The organism is Ignavibacteriota bacterium (genome assembly GCA_016708125.1).
Lineage (GTDB): Bacteria > Bacteroidota > Ignavibacteria > Ignavibacteriales > Melioribacteraceae.
The window spans coordinates 2,854,307-2,872,854 of the sequence record JADJGF010000001.1; the positions used below are offsets into that span (position 1 = coordinate 2,854,307).

The following is an 18,548-nucleotide window of genomic DNA, read 5'->3' on the forward strand; positions in this document are numbered from 1 at the left end:
TAAAAATGGAAAGACAATTTGAAATTCATTTAGGAAAATTAAGAACGCGAATTATAAAAATGTCAAGTTTGGTCGAAGATCAAATGGAACTTGCAATTCGCGCAATAAATGAAGAAAATCTTGAATTAACAAATTTAATTATTGAGCGTGAAGATAAAATAAATAAACTTGATCGTAAAATTGAAAGAACATGCCAAAAAATTATTGCGTTAAGTCAGCCGGTTGCAATTGATTTAAGACTTGTACTTTCCGCATTAACAATAAATACAAATTTGGAACGACTTGGCGATTTAGCAAAAAATATTGCAAGAAGTTTTCAAACTTTGAAGAAAAAACCAATTTTCCTAAATTCTACAAAGTTTCATGATATGACAATTATTGTTAGAAAGATGATAAAAGACGCAATTGATTCTTTTAACAATAACGATGCTGCGCTTGCTAAAAAAGTGATAGAAGCTGATGTAAACCTTGATAATCTTTTTGCAGAAAACAGAAAAATTATAATTAATATAATGAAAGAAAATTCCAATAATATTGATGAAGCTTTAAGTTTATTGGAAATCAGCAGACATTTGGAAAGAGCCGGAGATCATTCCACAAATATTGCCGAAGATGTATATTTTATTGTTGAAGCTCAGCTAATAAAACATAAATATGAAAAATATATTTTCTCGGAAATTGAAGATGAAGAAGAAGAAGATAATTAGTCAATTTTTTACATTAAAAATTTACTCAAATTAAAATTTGACAATTTTTATTCATTTCCGTACTTTTACAAGTCTAATTAAGATTTAATGGAGAAAAAATGTACGCAATTGTTGATATATTAGGACAACAATTTAAAGTTGAGGAAAATACTAAGTATTACGTCCCAAAATTAGATTCTGAAGTTAATAAATCTATTACTTTTGATAATATTTTACTTTTTTCTGATGGAAAAACAACAACAATTGGAAATCCTTCTGTTAAAGGAGTAAAAGTAAAAGCTAAAATCTTAGAACATTTAAAAGATGAAAAAGTTTTAGTTTTCAAAAAAATCAGAAGAAAATCATACAAATTAAAAAATGGTCACAGACAACAGCTTTCAAGAATTGAAGTAACAAATATTTCTTCGTCTAAATCTAAAGCTGCAGAGAAGGAGAGTTAATAATGGCTCATAAAAAAGGTCAAGGATCCACTAGAAACGGTAGAGATAGCAATCCGCAGTATCTTGGCGTAAAAAGATTTGGCGGTGAAAAAGTTAGTGCCGGATCAATTTTAGTTAGACAAAGAGGAACTAAATTTCATCCTGGCAGTAACGTGAAAAAAGGAAGCGACGATACACTTTTTGCAGTTATGGATGGAGTTGTAAAATTTGAAGTAAAAAGAAATAATAGAAAATATATAAGTGTTTACGAAAGTTTGAATTAGTTATAAATTTGATATAAAAATCAAACCCCTCTTTTGAGGGGTTTTTTGTTTTAAAAATTAAAATCCTAATCTATCCATATCAGCAACTAATTCTGTTACAGCTTTAACGGAATTATTAAATAATGCTTGCTCTTCATCGTTAAGTGTAATTTCTAAAATCTTTTCGCATCCGGTTTCACCTAAAACTGCCGGAACTCCAACGTAATATCCATTTACCGAATATTCACCATTTAAATAAACACATGAAGCCAAAACTCTTTTTTGATCTCCCAAAATGGATTCTGCCATTGCAATTGCCGCAGAAGCCGGTGAATAAAATGCTGAACCAGTTTTCAATAATTTTACAACTTCACCGCCGGCCATTTTTGTTCTTTCAACCATTGCAGTCATAACTTCTTTGGCTTTTGCTGAATCATTATATTTTCTTTCCAATAATTCCATTACCGGAACACCGTTTACATTTGCATAACGAACAAGCGGAACCATTGTATCTCCGTGTCCGCCCAAAACCATTGCGTTAACATCTTTTACTGAAACTCCTAATTCCCATGCAATAAAAGTTGAAAATCTTGAAGAATCTAAAACTCCAGCTTGACCAATAACTTTGTGATGAGGAAAACCCGATACTTTTTGAAAAAGTGTAACCATTGCATCTAAAGGATTTGAAATAATAATTACAATAGAATTTGGTGCAAATTCTTTAACTCCTTCTGCAACACTTCTCATAATTTTTGCATTTGTAACTAATAAATCATCTCTGCTCATTCCGGGTTTACGAGGTAATCCGGCAGTAACAATTACTAAATCAGAACCGGCAATATCTTGATATTTATTTGCGCCTTTTAAACTCACATCAAATCCATCAATGCGTGAAGCTTCAGCTATATCAAGAGTTTTACCTTGAGGCATATCTTCAACAATATCAAATAAAATAACATCTGCTAATTCTTTTTGAGCAATAAGCTGAGCTAAAACTCCGCCTATTTGTCCACCGCCAATTAATGCAATTTTTTTCTTAGTCATAATGTTCTCCTTAAATTTTTGTAATAAAACCTTGTTATCCTAAAATAAGAATTTGTTAATTCAATTACACCTAAATACATTCAAATATTTGGAAAGTTTTTGAGAAAATAAAATGTTAGAATAAAAATTGGTTTACTAATTATTTTTGTGATTACAAATAAAAAGTTAAAATTAATTCCGTCCCATTTTTATCGAAATTAAATTTTACATCATCGGCTAAAGATTTCATAATAAATAATCCTCTTCCGCTTCCTTTTAAAATATTTTCCGGAATTGTTGGATTGGGAATTTTTTTCGGATTAAAACCGTTTCCCTCATCTTTAAATGATATTTTAATTTTTTTTTGATTAATTGATAAGTTTACAAAAATATTTTTTTGAGGATCTGAATTATTTCCGTGAATTATACTATTTGCTGCAGCTTCGGCAATAGAAATTTCGATTGAATTTTTCTTTTCATCACTTATTTTTATTTCATTTTGAATTGTATCCAAAATAAATTTTTCTATTTCGGGAAGCAGTTCGGGATCGCTTTTATATTTTTGTTGAAAACTTTTTTTCACAAGCATTGAAAATCAATTTGTAATATGAAAAAAATACTTTTTATTCAAAACAATTGCAATTCATTATATTCGCCAATTAACAGAAAAATAAAGATTTGCCAACTCTCTTTGTATTTTTTCTTCGTTAGAAATAAATTCGTACCAGCCGTATAATGCCAAATCAACATTTTCCATTTTGATTAAGAAATTTGTTATTGGTCCAATACTGCTATACTTTGAAGTGAGAATTTTTTCATTAAGTAAATTGTAATTAAATGTTTGCAGACTGAATAATCTTAATCCCACGCCAATTTTCATTTCCGAATATTTTATGTTGAACATTGGTTCCAAATAAAATTCCGCTAAAAATCTTTCCGGATTATTTGTAAAATTTGACCACACAAAATCTCCTTGCTCAGAAAGTTTAATATATCCGGAAAAATCAAGATAAACTTTATTATAAAATTTTAACGAAGTTGTATCTTTTGCGCTAAATTGTCTGAAAGAAAAACTATTAATATTTGGCACAATATCTTCAAAATCATAAGAAGTATAATTTGCAGAAACCTCAAATGTGTTTTTAGAATATAAATTTGTTCCGTTAAATTCACCGCCGGAACTTAGTTTAATATTTCTTCTCGTATTATTGTTAGAACTTCTTTCCGCAAAAATGTAAACAATGTGATTAAAACTTCCTTCAAGATTTATAAAGAAATTAAAAAGGTGATTAAAAGATTTTAAATATGATAAACGCAGAATTGATAAAAGCTCATCGCGGTCATCAAAATTAATTTCACTTGGAGTATCATAAATTAATTTTCGATGAAGCAAAGTAAACAATAAATTATCTTTTTTTGTAATTGAGTAATTTCCAATTGCAGAAACCGTTGTGTACTGCGAATTATTATTTTTTCTTTTCTCAAGTTCCGTGCGCTGATCAAAAATTATGTTGTTAGCATCTTCAATTTTTTTTGCGTTATATTTTTCATCTCTTTCACTGTAATCAATTTTAATTCTGCCAAAAAAACTTTCGCTGTTATATTCTGTAATTGCCGAAAAATCAAGCCGGAACTCATCAATTTGTGAATCGAAAGTTGAAAGATCAATATTTGCTAAATTTTTAAATTTTGTAATTCTATCAATATTTCTAAAAGAAGCGCGCCCGCTTAAATCAAAATAAAAATCTGAATTAAATCTTGAGTTGAAAATTCTTTCTTCAATAAAATATCTGTTTTCAATTCTGCTTTGAATATTTTTTGAAATATTAAAAATGTTTGATGTAAGTGAATCAGCTTCGAAATAAAAATCTTTTCTTACGTTACTGTAATCGGCGGAAATTAAATTTGTAAGTTCCAGATCAAAATCATTTTTAACCTTTATTGATGCGAGTCGGTTATAATTTTTTCTTGGAGAAATATCTTCATTCTGAAAATTTAGATTTGACGAAATTTGAAATTCGTTAAGATTATATTTTTCCAATATAAGATTTGAGCCATAAATAATACCGCGATCATCTTCATTAACTTGTTTGTTAATTGAATATCCACCGTAAGGAATTATTTTAAATTGATCGATTGGTGAAATTTTTGAGTAAATAGTTGAATGCAAAATTGACGCTTCATTGATTGCAATTTTTCTATCGTTTGAATAAATATTATTTTGTGTAAGAATTCCAAATTGCAGAACCGGCGAATATTTATACTCGCCGATTATGGAAAGCGATTGTTCATCTTTAATATTTTTTGTTCCGGAGCTTACGAGCGAAGAAAAATAATTTTCATTCAAGCCAATGAAATAATTATTTGAATTTTGTGAAACCGACAAACCCGAATGAAGGTTTAGCGTGTTTAATCTTTTTTCAAAAGATGTATTAAACAAATTTTTTTGATACTTGAAATAAGTAAAATTCAAGCTATCGTTACTTGTTTGAGAAACAAGAAAAATTGGAAATAATAAAATGAGCGCAGATATTTTCTTTATTTTTTTCACAAATATTATTTTTGCATTTTATTATTAATCCAAAACAAAAACATCACCTTTTTCTGGAATTGTAACTTTGCTAAATCCGTTTTCCAAAATTCTATTTTTAAATATTTCTTGCTGATCAAATTCGCCGTGAACAAGGAAAATATTTTTCATCATTTTTTTATCAAAATTATTTACATAAGTGATAAGTTCGTTTTCATCTGCATGAGCACTGAATGAATTTAGTACAATCACTTCTGCTTTCAGTTTATATTCATCACCAAAAATTTTCACAAATTCATCCTTATCCATAATTCTTCTTCCTAATGTATGCTGCGCAGAATAGCCAACCATCAATATAATGTTATTTGGATTTTCAATATTATTTTTTAAATGATGCTGAATTCTTCCGGCTTCGCACATTCCCGAACTTGAAATAATCATCAATGGTCCATTGTATGAATTTAATTCTTTAGATTCAGAAACTTCTGAAATATAATTCAATTGATTGAATCCAAATGGGTCTTTATCCTTTAAAATAAATTCTTCGGTTTCGTTATCAAAACATTCGGGATGAAGTCTGAAAACTTCTGTTGCATTTACGGAAAGCGGACTATCAACAAAAACCGGAATTCTTGGTGCATCTCCTCTTAAAAAAATTCTGTGCAAAGCGTAAACTAATTCTTGAGTTCTTCCAACGCTGAAAGCCGGAACAATAATTTTTGCATTTCTTTGAACTGCACGATTTATAACTCTTGCAAGCTGATGTTCTGAATCTTTAGGATTATCATGACTTCTTCCGCCGTATGTACTTTCGCAAATAAAATAATCTACGTTTCCAATTTTTTCCGGGTCGCGTAAAATTGGAAGATTTGGTCTTCCTAAATCTCCGCTAAATCCAACTTTAATTTCTTTTCCGTTTTCATTTATTGTTAAATGTGAAACTGCCGAACCAAGAATATGTCCCGCATCTGCAAAGTATAATTTTATATCCGGAGTAATTTCAATATCGTGGTGATAATTTAAACCGACAAAAAGTTTTAAAGTATTTGAAACATCTTTTGGAGAGTACAATGGCTCAAACAAATTTTTACCTTGCTTTGATCTTGCCTTATTTACAAACTCAACGTCTTTTTCTTGAATGTGCGCACTGTCCCGCAGCATTATTGTAACTAAATCTCTTGTCGCAAAAGTTGCGTAAATTTTTCCTTTAAACCCTTTGCTAACCAAAGTCGGTAAATTTCCGGAGTGATCAATATGTGCGTGAGTTAAAATCACAAAATCAATTTCGGAAGGATCAAAAAAATCAAAATGTCTGTTTATTTCAAAAGCTTCCTTTCTTTTACCTTGATATAATCCGCAATCGACTAAAAATTTTGTTGTTCCGGTAGTAACCAAATGCATTGATCCGGTTACGGTTTTTGCTGCGCCAATAAATTGAATTTCCATAAATTACCTTAGAAAATTTGTTTAAGAAAATATTTCACTTAAAATAACAAAATTTGAAAATATATTTATAATTAAGTAAAAATTGATTTTATTATATTTACGAAAACAAAAATTAAAAATGGATAGTTATGGCAGATTTAAAATTAATTGAAGAAATTAAAGCAAAAGCAAAAAATTTGAGGAGAACAATTGTTCTTCCGGAATCTCATGATGATAGAGTTTTAAAAGCAGCTCAAAAGCTAACTAGCGAAGGTATTGCAAAAGTTATAACTCTCGGAAACGAAGATAAAATTCGCTCAAGAGCAAGAGAATTGGAATGCGATCTTTCCGGAGTTAGAATTATTGATTACGAAAAATCAGAAATGTTTAGTGATTTTTCGAACATATTTTTTAACATGAGAAAACACAAAGGTGTTACAATTGAGCAAGCAAGAGAAACTTTAAAACGTGATTTATTTTTCGGTGCGATGTTAGTAAAAGAATCAAAAGCAGATGGATTTGTTGCCGGTTCTACAGCTTCCACCGGTGATGTTTTAAGAGCAGCTTTGCAATGCGTTGGAATGCCGGATGGAATTTCAATTGTTTCAAGTTTCTTTTTAATGATTTTCCCAAATAGAGTTTTTTCATTTGCGGATTGTGCAGTAGTTCCAAATCCGGATGCAGCACAATTAGCCGATATTGCAATTACAACGGCAGAAAATCATAAAAAATTAACGGGAGGAGAACCTTATGTTGCAATGCTTTCTTTCTCAACAAAAGGAAGTGCAAAACACGAATTGGTAGATAAAGTTTTAGAAGCTACATCAATTGCAAAACAGAAAAATCCTAATTTAATGATTGATGGCGAACTTCAATTTGATGCCGCAATTGTTGAATCAATCGGAAAGAAAAAAGCTCCGGAAAGTAATGTTGCTGGTCGTGCAAATGTTTTAGTTTTCCCGGATTTGCAAGCAGGCAATATTGGTTATAAAATTGCGCAAAGATTAGGCGGAGCAGAAGCCGTTGGTCCGGTTGTTCAAGGATTGAAAAAACCTCTATTTGATTTAAGCCGCGGATGCAGTGTTGATGATATTGTAAATACTTCCGCAATTGCAGCTCTTATGTCATAAAATTACTAATATTATGAATTAAGCCCTCTAATTTGAGGGCTTTTTTTTATTCATAATTTATAATGATCATAATCGTTCCGTGTGAATCATAACTAGTTAATTCGTTGATATAATAATTATTATTAACATTTGAAATCATTTTATCATAATCATAAAGTTTTGTAAGATACTGTGAAATATCACCGGTATATTCAAATCTGATTCCATTTTTTCCATAATCATAAGCAACAAATGGAACTCCGTTTCCGGCGGCTGAAAAAGTTTCTGATGAGTTATAATTCAAACTTTTATCAACCATATCAAATCGAAAATCAAATATTTTTGTAGGATTTTCATAGTCGTCAAGAGTTAAACCGATTGTAGTTTTAAATTGAGAATATTCACTTGTTGAGTCTTGTGAAATTAAAATTGAGTTACTAGAAATTTGATGATTTCTATCCCAAACAACCCCACTCATTCCAGTTTCATAAGTATTAGTAGTTGTTTCATCTGGTGTGGTCCATGTAAAAGTACCTGTATAAGAAACTCCAAGATAAATAAATTGAATAGTTTGTGCTGCTTTGACTTTAATCTCCATCTCATAACTCTTGGTATTATTATAAGGTGAATCAAAATCATTATTATACAGAACAACTGCTATTTGATAACCTGCATCTGCAATTTTTTTAAAATCACTTAGAACTAAAGTGTCTTTTCCGCTTGCTAAAAATTTACTTTCAGAACCATTCACTTTGAATAATTGAAAATTCCAATCTTTACAAACAAACTCAAGTTTTGCATTACTGTTTAATTTTTCAAATTCATTTTTAATGGAAAAAATTGTTGCTGATAAATCCGAAAGTGAAGACTTAAAACTTTTTACGGAATCTGCGGCAGTTTTAATTGTAAAATTCTGACTCTTTATTTTGGCTGTTGCCATTAATGAACTTGGTCGAAAACTGTCACCATCGTATAACTCAAATGAAAAGAGACTTCTTAGATACGTATGCCAGCTCATATCAATACTTATTGGCAGAATATCACCGATTGCATCAAATGCATTTTTGCCACTATAAATATTTTCATAAATATTAACAAGTGAGCTATTATTATAATTTTTGGTTAAATATTTAATTAAACTTGCACTTCCATATCCATAAGACTGGGCATCACTTCCAGCGGTTTTTGCACCGTTTAATATTTCATAAGCATTACTTGCAAAAATAGGCGATACATAATTTGATCCGCTACTGCTAAAAAATGATTCAGCCCAAACTGAGGATGCTTCATCTAACCAGAGATGAGGCGATTGAAATTTAGATTTAGAAAATCTGTTTCGTGGATCGTATAAAGATTGAACTAAATGAAAAAATTCATGCCCGGCGGTTACTTTAAGCTCTTCTGCATCTCCCATTTTATTAGCATTGAATTCCATATATCCATAATTATCGCCCCAAGATGAGTTATAAGAATATCCGTAAACGGAATTATCCAGAACTTTTACAGTAACTTCAACCGGCCACTTTGAACGTCGGCTATAACTGAAACCAATTGACTGAAATTTGTCATAAGCTGATTCTAAATAATCTGCAAGATCATAAGCTTGAGTTATTACTGATGAAGGAAAATTTATTCTAAAATGATTTCCACGACTTTTATAACTTGCATAACCTGCAATTGCACCTAAATTGAAAGATAAATCATCAGCTTCAATAGAGTAATTTGAATTGGATTTTTCCATCCCGGTACCAACAGTTGAAGGGATTTGTGCTATTAAAAAACCAGCCGAGTCTTTTGCGCTTAAAAGTCTATAAGATTTTGCTTCACTATTTAAACTGGCAACAAAATTACTTTCTCCAAGTGCAATGAATGAACTATCTTTTAGAGAGCCATTATATTTAATTTTAATTTTAATTGGTTTATCAAATTCAGCGGGAATTCCATCAATAACAAAAAAGTCAGAAACATTATTTGTGCTGAACAAATTGTCATCAACTGATTTTGAAATTTTAATTTCTGAATTATTTTTGAATGCGCCGGTTGGAACATTTAATTCAAAATTATCAATGCTAATTGTGCCACCTTCATTACCAATATTTTTACTTCCCAAAACCGGTACTTCTTTTTCTTCAGGTTTGGTAGGTGAATCTTCCGCACAACTGTAGATAATTAGCGATAATAATAAAAGAACTGAAAATGTGAAGATTGATTTCATACTTTACTCCATATTAGAATATTTAAAATCTTTCTAGTTTTAACTGGAAAACAGAATTTTTATGGCATAATCTTCTATTAAATTGGTCAAGATTAAATACAATTTTATTTTTTTGATATAAAAATTTTGATAAAAATAATTTATCTATCAAAATTGTTTATTATCCAATTTATATTTTTAATAAAAGACAATCTTCGGATGAAATAAATTAATATTCGTTAGAAAATTAAAAAGATTTAGTTATTAGAATATTTTTCAATTCTAATAACTAAAAAATAGGATTTTTAAGGAGTTACAAGTATTTTTTTAATTTTGGATATTATCTAAAATTAAAATTCATTTTTGTATTTTGGAATTAAACCATTCAATTAAAGCATTCTTTTGTTCATCACTCAACTTTGCTTCGGAATGCATCATAACATAACCTTGCATTGGCATTTCACCGGATTTAATCATTTCAATACATTCATCCAGTTTATGTAATTGTTTTTCATTATCATATTCATTCCAAATTGAAAAATTTAAATGACGTCTTCCGTCATCAATATGATTTTTCAACAGCCAAGAAACCGGAGCAATATCTGAATACCACGGATATTTTGTTTGATGCGAATGACAATCGTAGCATGCATTTTTTATTACTGTACTTATTTCAGTTGGAGGATTGCTAAAATTAATAAAATCATTTTCTTGTTTTGCTTCCGGATTTGTTTTATCAATTCTTATAAATTGAATTACCGCAAAAACCGCAACAATTATTAATAATATTTTTTTCATTTAACTTTAATTCCTTATGATAATTAAATTTTTTACAACCCTAATTCTGATTTAACTTCAAGTTTTGCTGCAATTCTATCTTTATGAGAAAGATGTAAATTGTTGCAAATTTTCTTTATATAATGTTCTTCATATTGATCAATATTTCCATCAATAAAAGCAATATGCCAAAGATTTTTAATTAGATTAAACTTTTCATTTTGATCAAAATGTTTGTTCATAACTTCAGTAAATTCATAAAGACTTACAGATTTTTTAATTTCTTCTTTCGATTTTGAAATCAGCAAATTTAATTCTTCTTCCGTAAGTGAAAAATTGTTTTTCATAATTGCTAATATTTTATCTTCTTCATCAATTGAAAAATTTTCATCTGCATTAGCAATTTCTAAAAATAATGCACAAGCCGCAATTTGAATTGTGTGATTCTTTAAATTCTCATCCGGATTATTTTTACATTTCTTAAATGAATCTATAATAAAATCAAACATACTTTTCCTTTTTATTCTGGTAAAGATAAATCTGGTTTATTGGAATCAATTTTCTCATCAACCTTATAATTATTTCTTTCATAAAGCTCAACCAAAGATTTTAGATAAAGTGCTAAATTTGTATTTACTTGATTCCAATCAAAACGCCAAGTCCAGTTTCCGCCTAATTTTCCGGGGAAATTCATTCTTGCATCAGACCCTAATCCCAAAATATCTTGCATTGGAATTACAACAAAATTTGCTACAGAAGCATAAGCTACTCTAATTAATTCTTGGGTTAAATTATCACCATAATAATTTAAATATTTTTGCGTCCACTCGTAAACTCCGGAATTATTTTCTCTTTCTTTTTCAAAAAATCCGGTTGTTGTGTCGTTATCATGAGAGCCGGTAAATACAATGCAGTTTTTTACATAATTGTGGGGAAGAAAATTTTTATCTCCATTTGGACCAAAAGCAAATTGCAGAATTTTCATTCCGGGGAATTCAAAATCATCTCTAAGTTTTTCTACTCCTGGAGTTATTACTCCCAAATCTTCCGCAATAATCGGCAGATCTCCAAGATGTTTCTTAATTTCGTTAAATAAATCTCTTCCGGGAGCTTTTACCCAACGACCTATTTGTGCGGTTGGTGCTTCTCCGGGAATTTCCCAATATGCTTCCAAACCTCTAAAGTGATCAATTCTTACAATATCAACTAATTCCAAAGTTTTCTGAATTCTTTTTTTCCACCAGTTGAAATTATCTTTTTGAATTTCATCCCATTTGTAAAGAGGATTTCCCCAAAGTTGTCCGGTTGCAGAAAAATAATCCGGCGGAACTCCAGCTTTTGTTTCAAGCTTTCCATTTTCGTCAACAGAAAAAAGATGTTTATTTGCCCAAAGATCTGAACTATCGTAAGCAATAAAAATTGGAATATCGCCGATAATTTTTATTCCTTTTGAATTTGCGTAATTTTTCAACTTTTTCCATTGCGAGTAAAATGTATATTGAAGAAATTTTTGAAAATTAAATCTGTATTCTAATTTATCTTTCCATTTTTCAACGGAATCATTAATTCTGAAAGCAATATCCTGTTCCCATTCCGTCCATAATTTTCCGCTGTGATATTCCTTTACAGCCATAAATAATGCATAATCATCAAGCCAAAAAGCATTTTCGCTGCAGAAATTTCCGCAATTTTCGGAAAATATTTTTCCTGATATTTTATAATTCTGAAATGCAATTGAAAGAAGCTGATATTTTACTTCAATTAGTTTTCCAAAATCAATATTATTTTTTTGAAAATGCGGAATACTTTTTAAATCGTTTTCTGCCAATAAACCATCTTCTTTCAAAAAATCTAGGTCAATCAATAAAGGATTTCCGGCAAATGTTGAAAATGATTGATAGGGGGAATCTCCATATCCGGTTGGGCCAAGTGGGAAAATTTGCCATAGTTTTTGTCCGGATTCTGCCAAAAAATCAACAAAATGATATGCATTTTGGCCGATGGTTCCAATTCCGTAATCACCCGGTAGTGAAGTTGGGTGAAGTAAAATTCCAGCACTTCTTTTGAATTTCATTGTAATTCCTACATTTATTAAAAAAAAAGAAAATTAATATTGAGTTTAACAAATTATTTTTTATTTTCTGACCACAAAAATTCGGAACTGAATAATAAATTTCAAGCTTAACTTTTAAACTTTTTTATTTGAAATAATCAATCATTTGTTTAATTTTCGTGCCCGATGTTGTCAGTTTTATTCCTACAAAATCATCGGCAAAATTTTGAAATACTTTTCAATAGCTAATTGATAATCTGTTCACTACATAAAATTTGAGGCTTTAATGAAAATTAGTCGTTACTATACTATCGCTAATCAAGATCCATATTCATCGATAGAATTCGTAAAACGCACATCTGAAATTAAAAATCCAAACGGAACCAGCGTATTCAAAATGGAAGACGTAATGGTTCCAAAAACATGGTCACAAGTTGCTACAGACATAATTACTCAAAAATATTTTAGAAAAGCCGGCGTTCCAAAGTTAATAAAAAAATTGAAAGAAAAAGGTGTTCCAAAATGGCTTCAGCCATCTGTTGCCGATGATGAACTTTTAAATGAATTGCCGGAAAAAGATAGATTGGGCGGTGAAACTGATTCTCGACAGGTTTTTAATAGATTAGCTGGAACTTGGACTTATTGGGGCTGGAAAGGAAATTACTTTGATTCCGAAGAAGACGCTCTCGCATTTTATGATGAATTGTGTTTTATGCTAGCAAATCAAATGGCGGCGCCTAATAGTCCGCAATGGTTTAATACCGGTTTAAATTGGGCTTACGGAATTAATGGTCCGGCACAAGGTCATTATTATGTTGATTTTAAAACCGGCGAATTAACACAAGCCGAAGATGCATATACACATCCTCAGCCGCACGCATGTTTTATTCAATCAGTTACGGATGATTTAGTTAATGAAGATGGAATAATGGATCTTTGGGTTAGAGAAGCAAGATTATTTAAATATGGTTCCGGAACCGGAACAAATTTTTCAAAAATTAGAGGTTCCGATGAACCATTAAGTGGCGGCGGAAAATCTTCGGGATTAATGTCATTCTTAAAAATTGGTGATAGATCAGCCGGAGCAATAAAATCCGGTGGAACAACACGCAGAGCTGCAAAAATGGTAACACTTGATATTGATCATCCTGATATTGAAGAATTTATTGATTGGAAACAGCACGAAGAACAAAAAGTTGCGGCAATCGTTACCGGATCTAAACTTTGCAATTTACATTTAAATAATATCGTTAAAGCTTGCTATGCCGAACATCCGGAAAATGACAGATTTAATAGAAAAAGTAATAAAAAATTAAATGCTGCAATCATAAATGCAAGAAGATCACAAATTCCAGATAATTATATAGAAAGAGTAATTCAACTTGCAAAACTTGGATTTACATCGATAGAATTTCCGGAATATAATACTGATTGGAATTCGGAAGCTTACGCAACTGTTTCGGGACAAAATTCCAATAATTCAGTTAGAGTTACAAATGATTTTATGAAAGCCGTAATTGATGATTCTGAGTGGAATTTATGTTGGAGAGTTGAATTAAAAAAATCGGCAAAAGATCAGAGAAAACCGGTTGCTTGCAAAACTTTGAAAGCTCGCGATCTTTGGGCTCAAATCGGTTATGCAGCTTGGGCTTCCGCTGATCCGGGTCTTCAATTTGATACAACAATAAATGAATGGCATACTTGTATTAATGATGGAAGAATTAATGCTTCAAATCCTTGCAGTGAATATATGTTTTTGGATGATACAGCTTGCAATCTTGCATCAATGAATCTTGTAAAATTTTATGATGAAGAAAAACAATCATTCAATATTAAATCATTCCGTCATGCAACTCGTTTGTTAACTATGGTTTTGGAAATCAGCGTTTTAATGGCTCAATATCCGAGTAAAGCTGTTGCTCAAAACAGTTTTGATTATAGAACTCTTGGTTTAGGTTATGCAAATTTAGGATCATTATTGATGATTCAAGGAATTCCTTATGATAGTAAAGAAGGACAAGCAATAGCCGGCGCAATAACCGCAATTATGCATATGAAATCCTATGCAACCTCATCTGAAATGGCAAAAGAATTAGGTACTTTCATTAAATATGAAAATAATAAAGAAGAAATGCAGAGAGTAATTCGTAACCATAAAAGAGCTGCATTTAATGTTCCAGAAGAAGAATATGAAGGTTTATCAATTTATCCTATGGGAATTGATCCAAAATATTGCCCTTCTGATTTATTAAAAGCTGCTCAGCAAGATGCTGTTAACGCTGTTGATCTTGGAAAAAAATACGGATTTAGAAATGCTCAAGTTACAGTTGTTGCTCCAACCGGAACAATTGGATTGGTAATGGATTGCGATACAACCGGAATTGAACCGGATTATGCATTAGTTAAATTTAAAAAATTAGCCGGCGGCGGATATTTTAAAATTATAAATCAATCTATTCCTCCGGCGTTAAAAAATTTAGGATACAACAACGAACAAATAAATGAAATTGTAAAATATGCAAAAGGTACCGGTTCATTATCGGGTTGTCCTTACATTAATCCGGAAACTTTAAAAGCAAAAGGTTTCACTGAAGATATTTTGAAAAAAATTGAAGGAATGTTACCATCAGTATTTGAATTGAATTTTGCGTTTAACACTCACACAATCGGTGTAGATTTTTGCAGAAATGTTTTGGGATTAACAGATGATCAAATAAATGATTTTAATTTAAATTTACTTGAACAAATTGGATTCAAGAAACAAGAAATTGCAATTGCTAATGATTATGTATGCGGAACAATGACAACAGAAGGTGCTCCTTTCCTAAAACATGAACATTACGCAGTTTTTGATACGGCAAGTAAATGCGGAAGAAAAGGGACAAGATTTATTAAAGCTCATGCGCATATTAATATGATGGCTGCAGCCCAACCATTTATTTCCGGTGCAATTTCCAAAACAATAAATCTTCCTAATGAAGCAAAAATTTCTGATATCGAAGATGCTTATATGACATCGTGGAAAATGGGTTTGAAAGCAAATGCACTTTACCGCGACGGTTCAAAATTATCTCAACCGCTAAACTCTATGTCTGATGAAAGTATTGATGCAATTGAAGAAGAAGAAAATAATAACGAAATAATTAAAATTGCAGAAAGAATAATTCACAGATATATTGCAAAAAGAAGAAGATTGCCGGATAGAAGAACCGGTTATACACAAAAAGCAAAAATTGGCGGACAAACAGTTTACATAAGAACCGGAGAATATGAAAACGGTCAACTTGGAGAAATTTTCTTAGATATGCATAGAGAAGGTGCAGCTGTTAGAAGTTTGTTAAACAATTTTGCAATTGCAATTTCTTTAGGATTGCAGCATGGTGTTCCTTTGGAAGAATTTGTAGATGCATTTGTGTTTACAAAATTTGAACCAAGCGGAATGGTAACCGGAAATAGAAGAATAAAAATGGCAACATCTATAATTGATTACATTTTTAGAGAATTGGCTGTAACATATTTAAGCAGAAATGATCTTTCGCATGTTGAAGAAGATGAGTTGAACAGAGGCAAAACTTACGGTTCATTAGTGGAACCGGAATATGAAAGTGAAGAAGTAATTAGCGAAAGAATGATTCATTTGGATAATACAAATGATAGAAGTACAACACTAAGTGCAACTTCAAGCAGTGGAAATGGAAACGGTGTTCATAAACAACAAGTTGCGCATATAACCAAAAAAGTTCAGGAGGCACGAATTTTAGGTTATACGGGCGATATTTGTCCCGAATGCCAAAGCATGACTATGGTTAGAAATGGAACGTGTTTGAAATGCGAAACATGCGGATCTACAACCGGCTGCAGCTAATTGGAAAATATCCAAATTAAAAAGGGGCGGAAACGCTCCTTTTTTTATATATTAAAAATTATCAAATTGTTGAAATGATTTTATCTTCAAATGAATAGCATCGAACAAAATATTAAATTCGTAAATCAAAAAATTCAAAATAAATGTAGTCAAGTTGGAAGAAATTATTCTGAGATTACACTTGTTGCAGTTTCAAAATTACATTCAGTTGAAGAAATTGAAATTGTAAATTCAACAGGCATTTTAAATTTTGGTGAAAATAAAGCCCAAGAACTTGAAGAAAAAAATAAAATAATCAACAAAAAAATAAATTGGCATTTTATTGGTCATCTACAAACAAATAAAGTAAAAAATGTTGTTCCAATTGCAGAATTTATTCATTCTGTTGATTCAATAAAATTAGCAGATGAAATTAATAAACGTGCAGAAAATATTAATAAAATTCAAAAAATTTTATTAGAAGTTAAAACTTCGGATGAAGCAACAAAATACGGAATTGAAAATTTTTATGATCTTCAAAAAATTGCCGAATATAGTAAAAGACTTTCAAATGTATATTTAGTTGGACTAATGACCATTGCTCCTTATACAAATGATGAAGAAATTATTCGAAATTCATTTAGGAAGTTGTCTGAATTTAAAAATAAATTGAATCAAAACGGTTTCGAACTTCCTCATTTATCAATGGGAATGACAAATGATTTTGAAATTGCAATTGAAGAAGGCGCAACAATTTTAAGAATTGGAACAGCAATTTTTGGAGAGCGAAATTATTCTATCAAATAATGAATAGAATTAATTAAGTTTACAATTCTAAATTTTGGAAAATTATGAGTAACCTTTTACAAAAAATTGACGAAACTTTAACCGAACTAAGAAAGTACAGTTCAAAAGAATATCCAATTGGAATAATTTTAGGAACCGGACTTGGCGGATTAGTCAGCGAAATAAAAATTGAACACATTATTGATTATGATAAAATTCCGCATTTTCCGCTTTCAACAGTTGAATCACATTCCGGTAAATTAATTCTTGGTTCAATAAATGGAAAAAATGTTGTAGCAATGCAAGGAAGATTTCATTATTACGAAGGATACAGTATGCAGCAAATTACTTATCCGGTAAGAGTAATGAAATTTCTTGGAGTAAAAACTTTATTGGTTTCAAATGCTTGCGGCGGAATGAATCCGATTTACAAAAAAGGAGATATAATGATTATGAATGATCATATAAATCTTCTTGGGGATAATCCTTTAATCGGAATAAATGAAGATTCATTGGGCCCAAGATTTCCGGATATGAGCGAACCTTATGATAAAAATTTAATTGAATTAGCTGAAAAAGTTGCATTGGAAAATGGAATAAAAGTTCAAAAAGGTGTTTATGTTGCAGTTGCTGGTCCAAATTTGGAAACGAAAGCCGAATATAGATTTTTGCGCGCGACCGGAGCAGATGTTGTGGGAATGTCAACAATACCGGAAAATATTGTTGCAAATCATATGGGAATAAAAGTTTTAGGAATTAGTATAATTACGGATGAATGTTTTCCGGATTCGTTAAAACCGGTTGATGTTAATGAAATTATTGAAACGGCAATGAATGCAGAACCAAAAATGACAGAAATACTAAAAGAAGTTATTAAACAATTATGAGTTTAAAAAAGTTAAAATATTATTTATCACCGCTATTAATTGCGTTTTTAATATTTTTATCAAATTTTTTAAATACGCAACTTTTTGGTTCTGAGATTATTAACTTTGTTGTCTGGTTTATTTTATCGTTGTTCATTTTTGGAATTGGCTGGTTTACGAATAATACTTTGGGTTGGGTTCACGGTGGTAAAATTGTTTTTGCCGTTATTGTTGCAATGGCAATTTTGAGCTCTTTGCTAATTTCTTTTTTTAATGATTATTTTCTTACGGAAAATTTGCTATTTGAAAATGTAATTCTTTATTCATTAAGAATAATAATGCTTGGAGTAATGGCATTTTTTGGAATGTCGATTTCTGAAATATTTACAAAACAAAAAGAAATTGAAAATCTTAAAAAGCTTGATAATGAAAATGAAATTTTGGAAGTTAAAAGAAAATCAGAAAATATTATTAACGAAGCAAATTTAAAAGCAGAAAAAATAATTTTCGAAGCAAATAAAAAAGCATCGGAATTATTTTCAAAAAAATAAA

Annotated in this window: 16 protein-coding genes; 8 read left to right on the forward strand and 8 right to left on the reverse strand. The window is 30.4% G+C overall.

Translation table 11 applies throughout. The annotated features are described in order from the left end of the window. Nucleotides 1–5 precede the first annotated feature (5 nt). The 3 genes from phoU (at nucleotide 6) to rpmA (ending at nucleotide 1,410) form a co-directional block, all read left to right on the forward strand. Nucleotides 6–707 carry a phosphate signaling complex protein PhoU gene (gene phoU, locus IPH62_12475; GenBank protein MBK7106089.1) on the forward strand — a complete coding sequence of 234 codons (702 nt, stop codon included), beginning with the start codon at nucleotides 6–8 and terminating at the stop codon, nucleotides 705–707. Between the two features lie 98 nt (nucleotides 708–805). Beyond that, nucleotides 806–1,147, forward strand: coding sequence for a 50S ribosomal protein L21 (rplU, locus tag IPH62_12480; protein ID MBK7106090.1), 342 nt, complete (start codon nucleotides 806–808; stop codon nucleotides 1,145–1,147). A gap of 2 nt (nucleotides 1,148–1,149) precedes the next feature. Continuing rightward, nucleotides 1,150–1,410 carry a 50S ribosomal protein L27 gene (rpmA, locus tag IPH62_12485; GenBank protein ID MBK7106091.1) on the forward strand — a complete coding sequence of 87 codons (261 nt, stop codon included), beginning with the start codon at nucleotides 1,150–1,152 and terminating at the stop codon, nucleotides 1,408–1,410. Between the two features lie 57 nt (nucleotides 1,411–1,467). Here rpmA and mdh read toward each other — a convergent pair whose 3' ends face one another. The 4 genes from mdh to IPH62_12505 all read right to left on the reverse strand — a co-directional run bounded on the left by mdh (nucleotide 1,468) and on the right by IPH62_12505 (nucleotide 6,388). After that, on the reverse strand, nucleotides 1,468–2,433 hold the full coding sequence (mdh, locus tag IPH62_12490) for a malate dehydrogenase (protein ID MBK7106092.1): 966 nt from the start codon (nucleotides 2,431–2,433) through the stop codon (nucleotides 1,468–1,470). Between the two features lie 151 nt (nucleotides 2,434–2,584). Further along, nucleotides 2,585–3,001 carry an ATP-binding protein gene (locus IPH62_12495; GenBank protein ID MBK7106093.1) on the reverse strand — a complete coding sequence of 139 codons (417 nt, stop codon included), beginning with the start codon at nucleotides 2,999–3,001 and terminating at the stop codon, nucleotides 2,585–2,587. A gap of 57 nt (nucleotides 3,002–3,058) precedes the next feature. Further along, nucleotides 3,059–4,963, reverse strand: coding sequence for a hypothetical protein (locus tag IPH62_12500; GenBank protein ID MBK7106094.1), 1,905 nt, complete (start codon nucleotides 4,961–4,963; stop codon nucleotides 3,059–3,061). A 24-nt stretch (nucleotides 4,964–4,987) separates the two neighbouring features. Continuing rightward, a complete protein-coding gene (locus IPH62_12505) occupies nucleotides 4,988–6,388 on the reverse strand; it encodes an MBL fold metallo-hydrolase (protein ID MBK7106095.1) in 1,401 nt (466 codons plus the stop codon). A 128-nt stretch (nucleotides 6,389–6,516) separates the two neighbouring features. On the opposite strand from IPH62_12505, the gene pta reads away from it, so the two are divergent. After that, nucleotides 6,517–7,497, forward strand: coding sequence for a phosphate acetyltransferase (gene pta, locus IPH62_12510; GenBank protein MBK7106096.1), 981 nt, complete (start codon nucleotides 6,517–6,519; stop codon nucleotides 7,495–7,497). Between the two features lie 46 nt (nucleotides 7,498–7,543). On the opposite strand, the gene IPH62_12515 is transcribed toward pta, so the two are convergent. The 4 genes from IPH62_12515 to malQ all read right to left on the reverse strand — a co-directional run bounded on the left by IPH62_12515 (nucleotide 7,544) and on the right by malQ (nucleotide 12,521). Next, a complete protein-coding gene (locus IPH62_12515) occupies nucleotides 7,544–9,691 on the reverse strand; it encodes a hypothetical protein (GenBank protein MBK7106097.1) in 2,148 nt (715 codons plus the stop codon). A 336-nt stretch (nucleotides 9,692–10,027) separates the two neighbouring features. Continuing rightward, nucleotides 10,028–10,468 carry a heme-binding domain-containing protein gene (locus IPH62_12520; GenBank protein MBK7106098.1) on the reverse strand — a complete coding sequence of 147 codons (441 nt, stop codon included), beginning with the start codon at nucleotides 10,466–10,468 and terminating at the stop codon, nucleotides 10,028–10,030. A gap of 32 nt (nucleotides 10,469–10,500) precedes the next feature. Next, a complete protein-coding gene (locus IPH62_12525) occupies nucleotides 10,501–10,956 on the reverse strand; it encodes a TerB family tellurite resistance protein (protein MBK7106099.1) in 456 nt (151 codons plus the stop codon). Between the two features lie 11 nt (nucleotides 10,957–10,967). Continuing rightward, a complete protein-coding gene (malQ, locus tag IPH62_12530) occupies nucleotides 10,968–12,521 on the reverse strand; it encodes a 4-alpha-glucanotransferase (protein MBK7106100.1) in 1,554 nt (517 codons plus the stop codon). A 265-nt stretch (nucleotides 12,522–12,786) separates the two neighbouring features. Between malQ and IPH62_12535 the strand changes: the two genes are divergently transcribed. From IPH62_12535 to IPH62_12550, 4 genes are all read left to right on the forward strand, one after another. Further along, the gene (locus IPH62_12535) at nucleotides 12,787–16,365 is read left to right on the forward strand and encodes a vitamin B12-dependent ribonucleotide reductase (protein MBK7106101.1); all 3,579 of its coding nucleotides are present in this window, start codon (nucleotides 12,787–12,789) and stop codon (nucleotides 16,363–16,365) included. Between the two features lie 90 nt (nucleotides 16,366–16,455). Continuing rightward, on the forward strand, nucleotides 16,456–17,151 hold the full coding sequence (locus IPH62_12540; GenBank protein MBK7106102.1) for a YggS family pyridoxal phosphate-dependent enzyme: 696 nt from the start codon (nucleotides 16,456–16,458) through the stop codon (nucleotides 17,149–17,151). Nucleotides 17,152–17,195: 44 nt separating this feature from the next. Further along, nucleotides 17,196–18,017 carry a purine-nucleoside phosphorylase gene (locus tag IPH62_12545; GenBank protein MBK7106103.1) on the forward strand — a complete coding sequence of 274 codons (822 nt, stop codon included), beginning with the start codon at nucleotides 17,196–17,198 and terminating at the stop codon, nucleotides 18,015–18,017. After that, entirely contained in the window at nucleotides 18,014–18,547 is a 534-nt protein-coding gene (locus IPH62_12550; GenBank protein MBK7106104.1) for a hypothetical protein, read from the forward strand. Before IPH62_12545 ends, IPH62_12550 begins: the two co-directional genes overlap by 4 nt. Nucleotide 18,548: the final 1 nt, after the last annotated feature.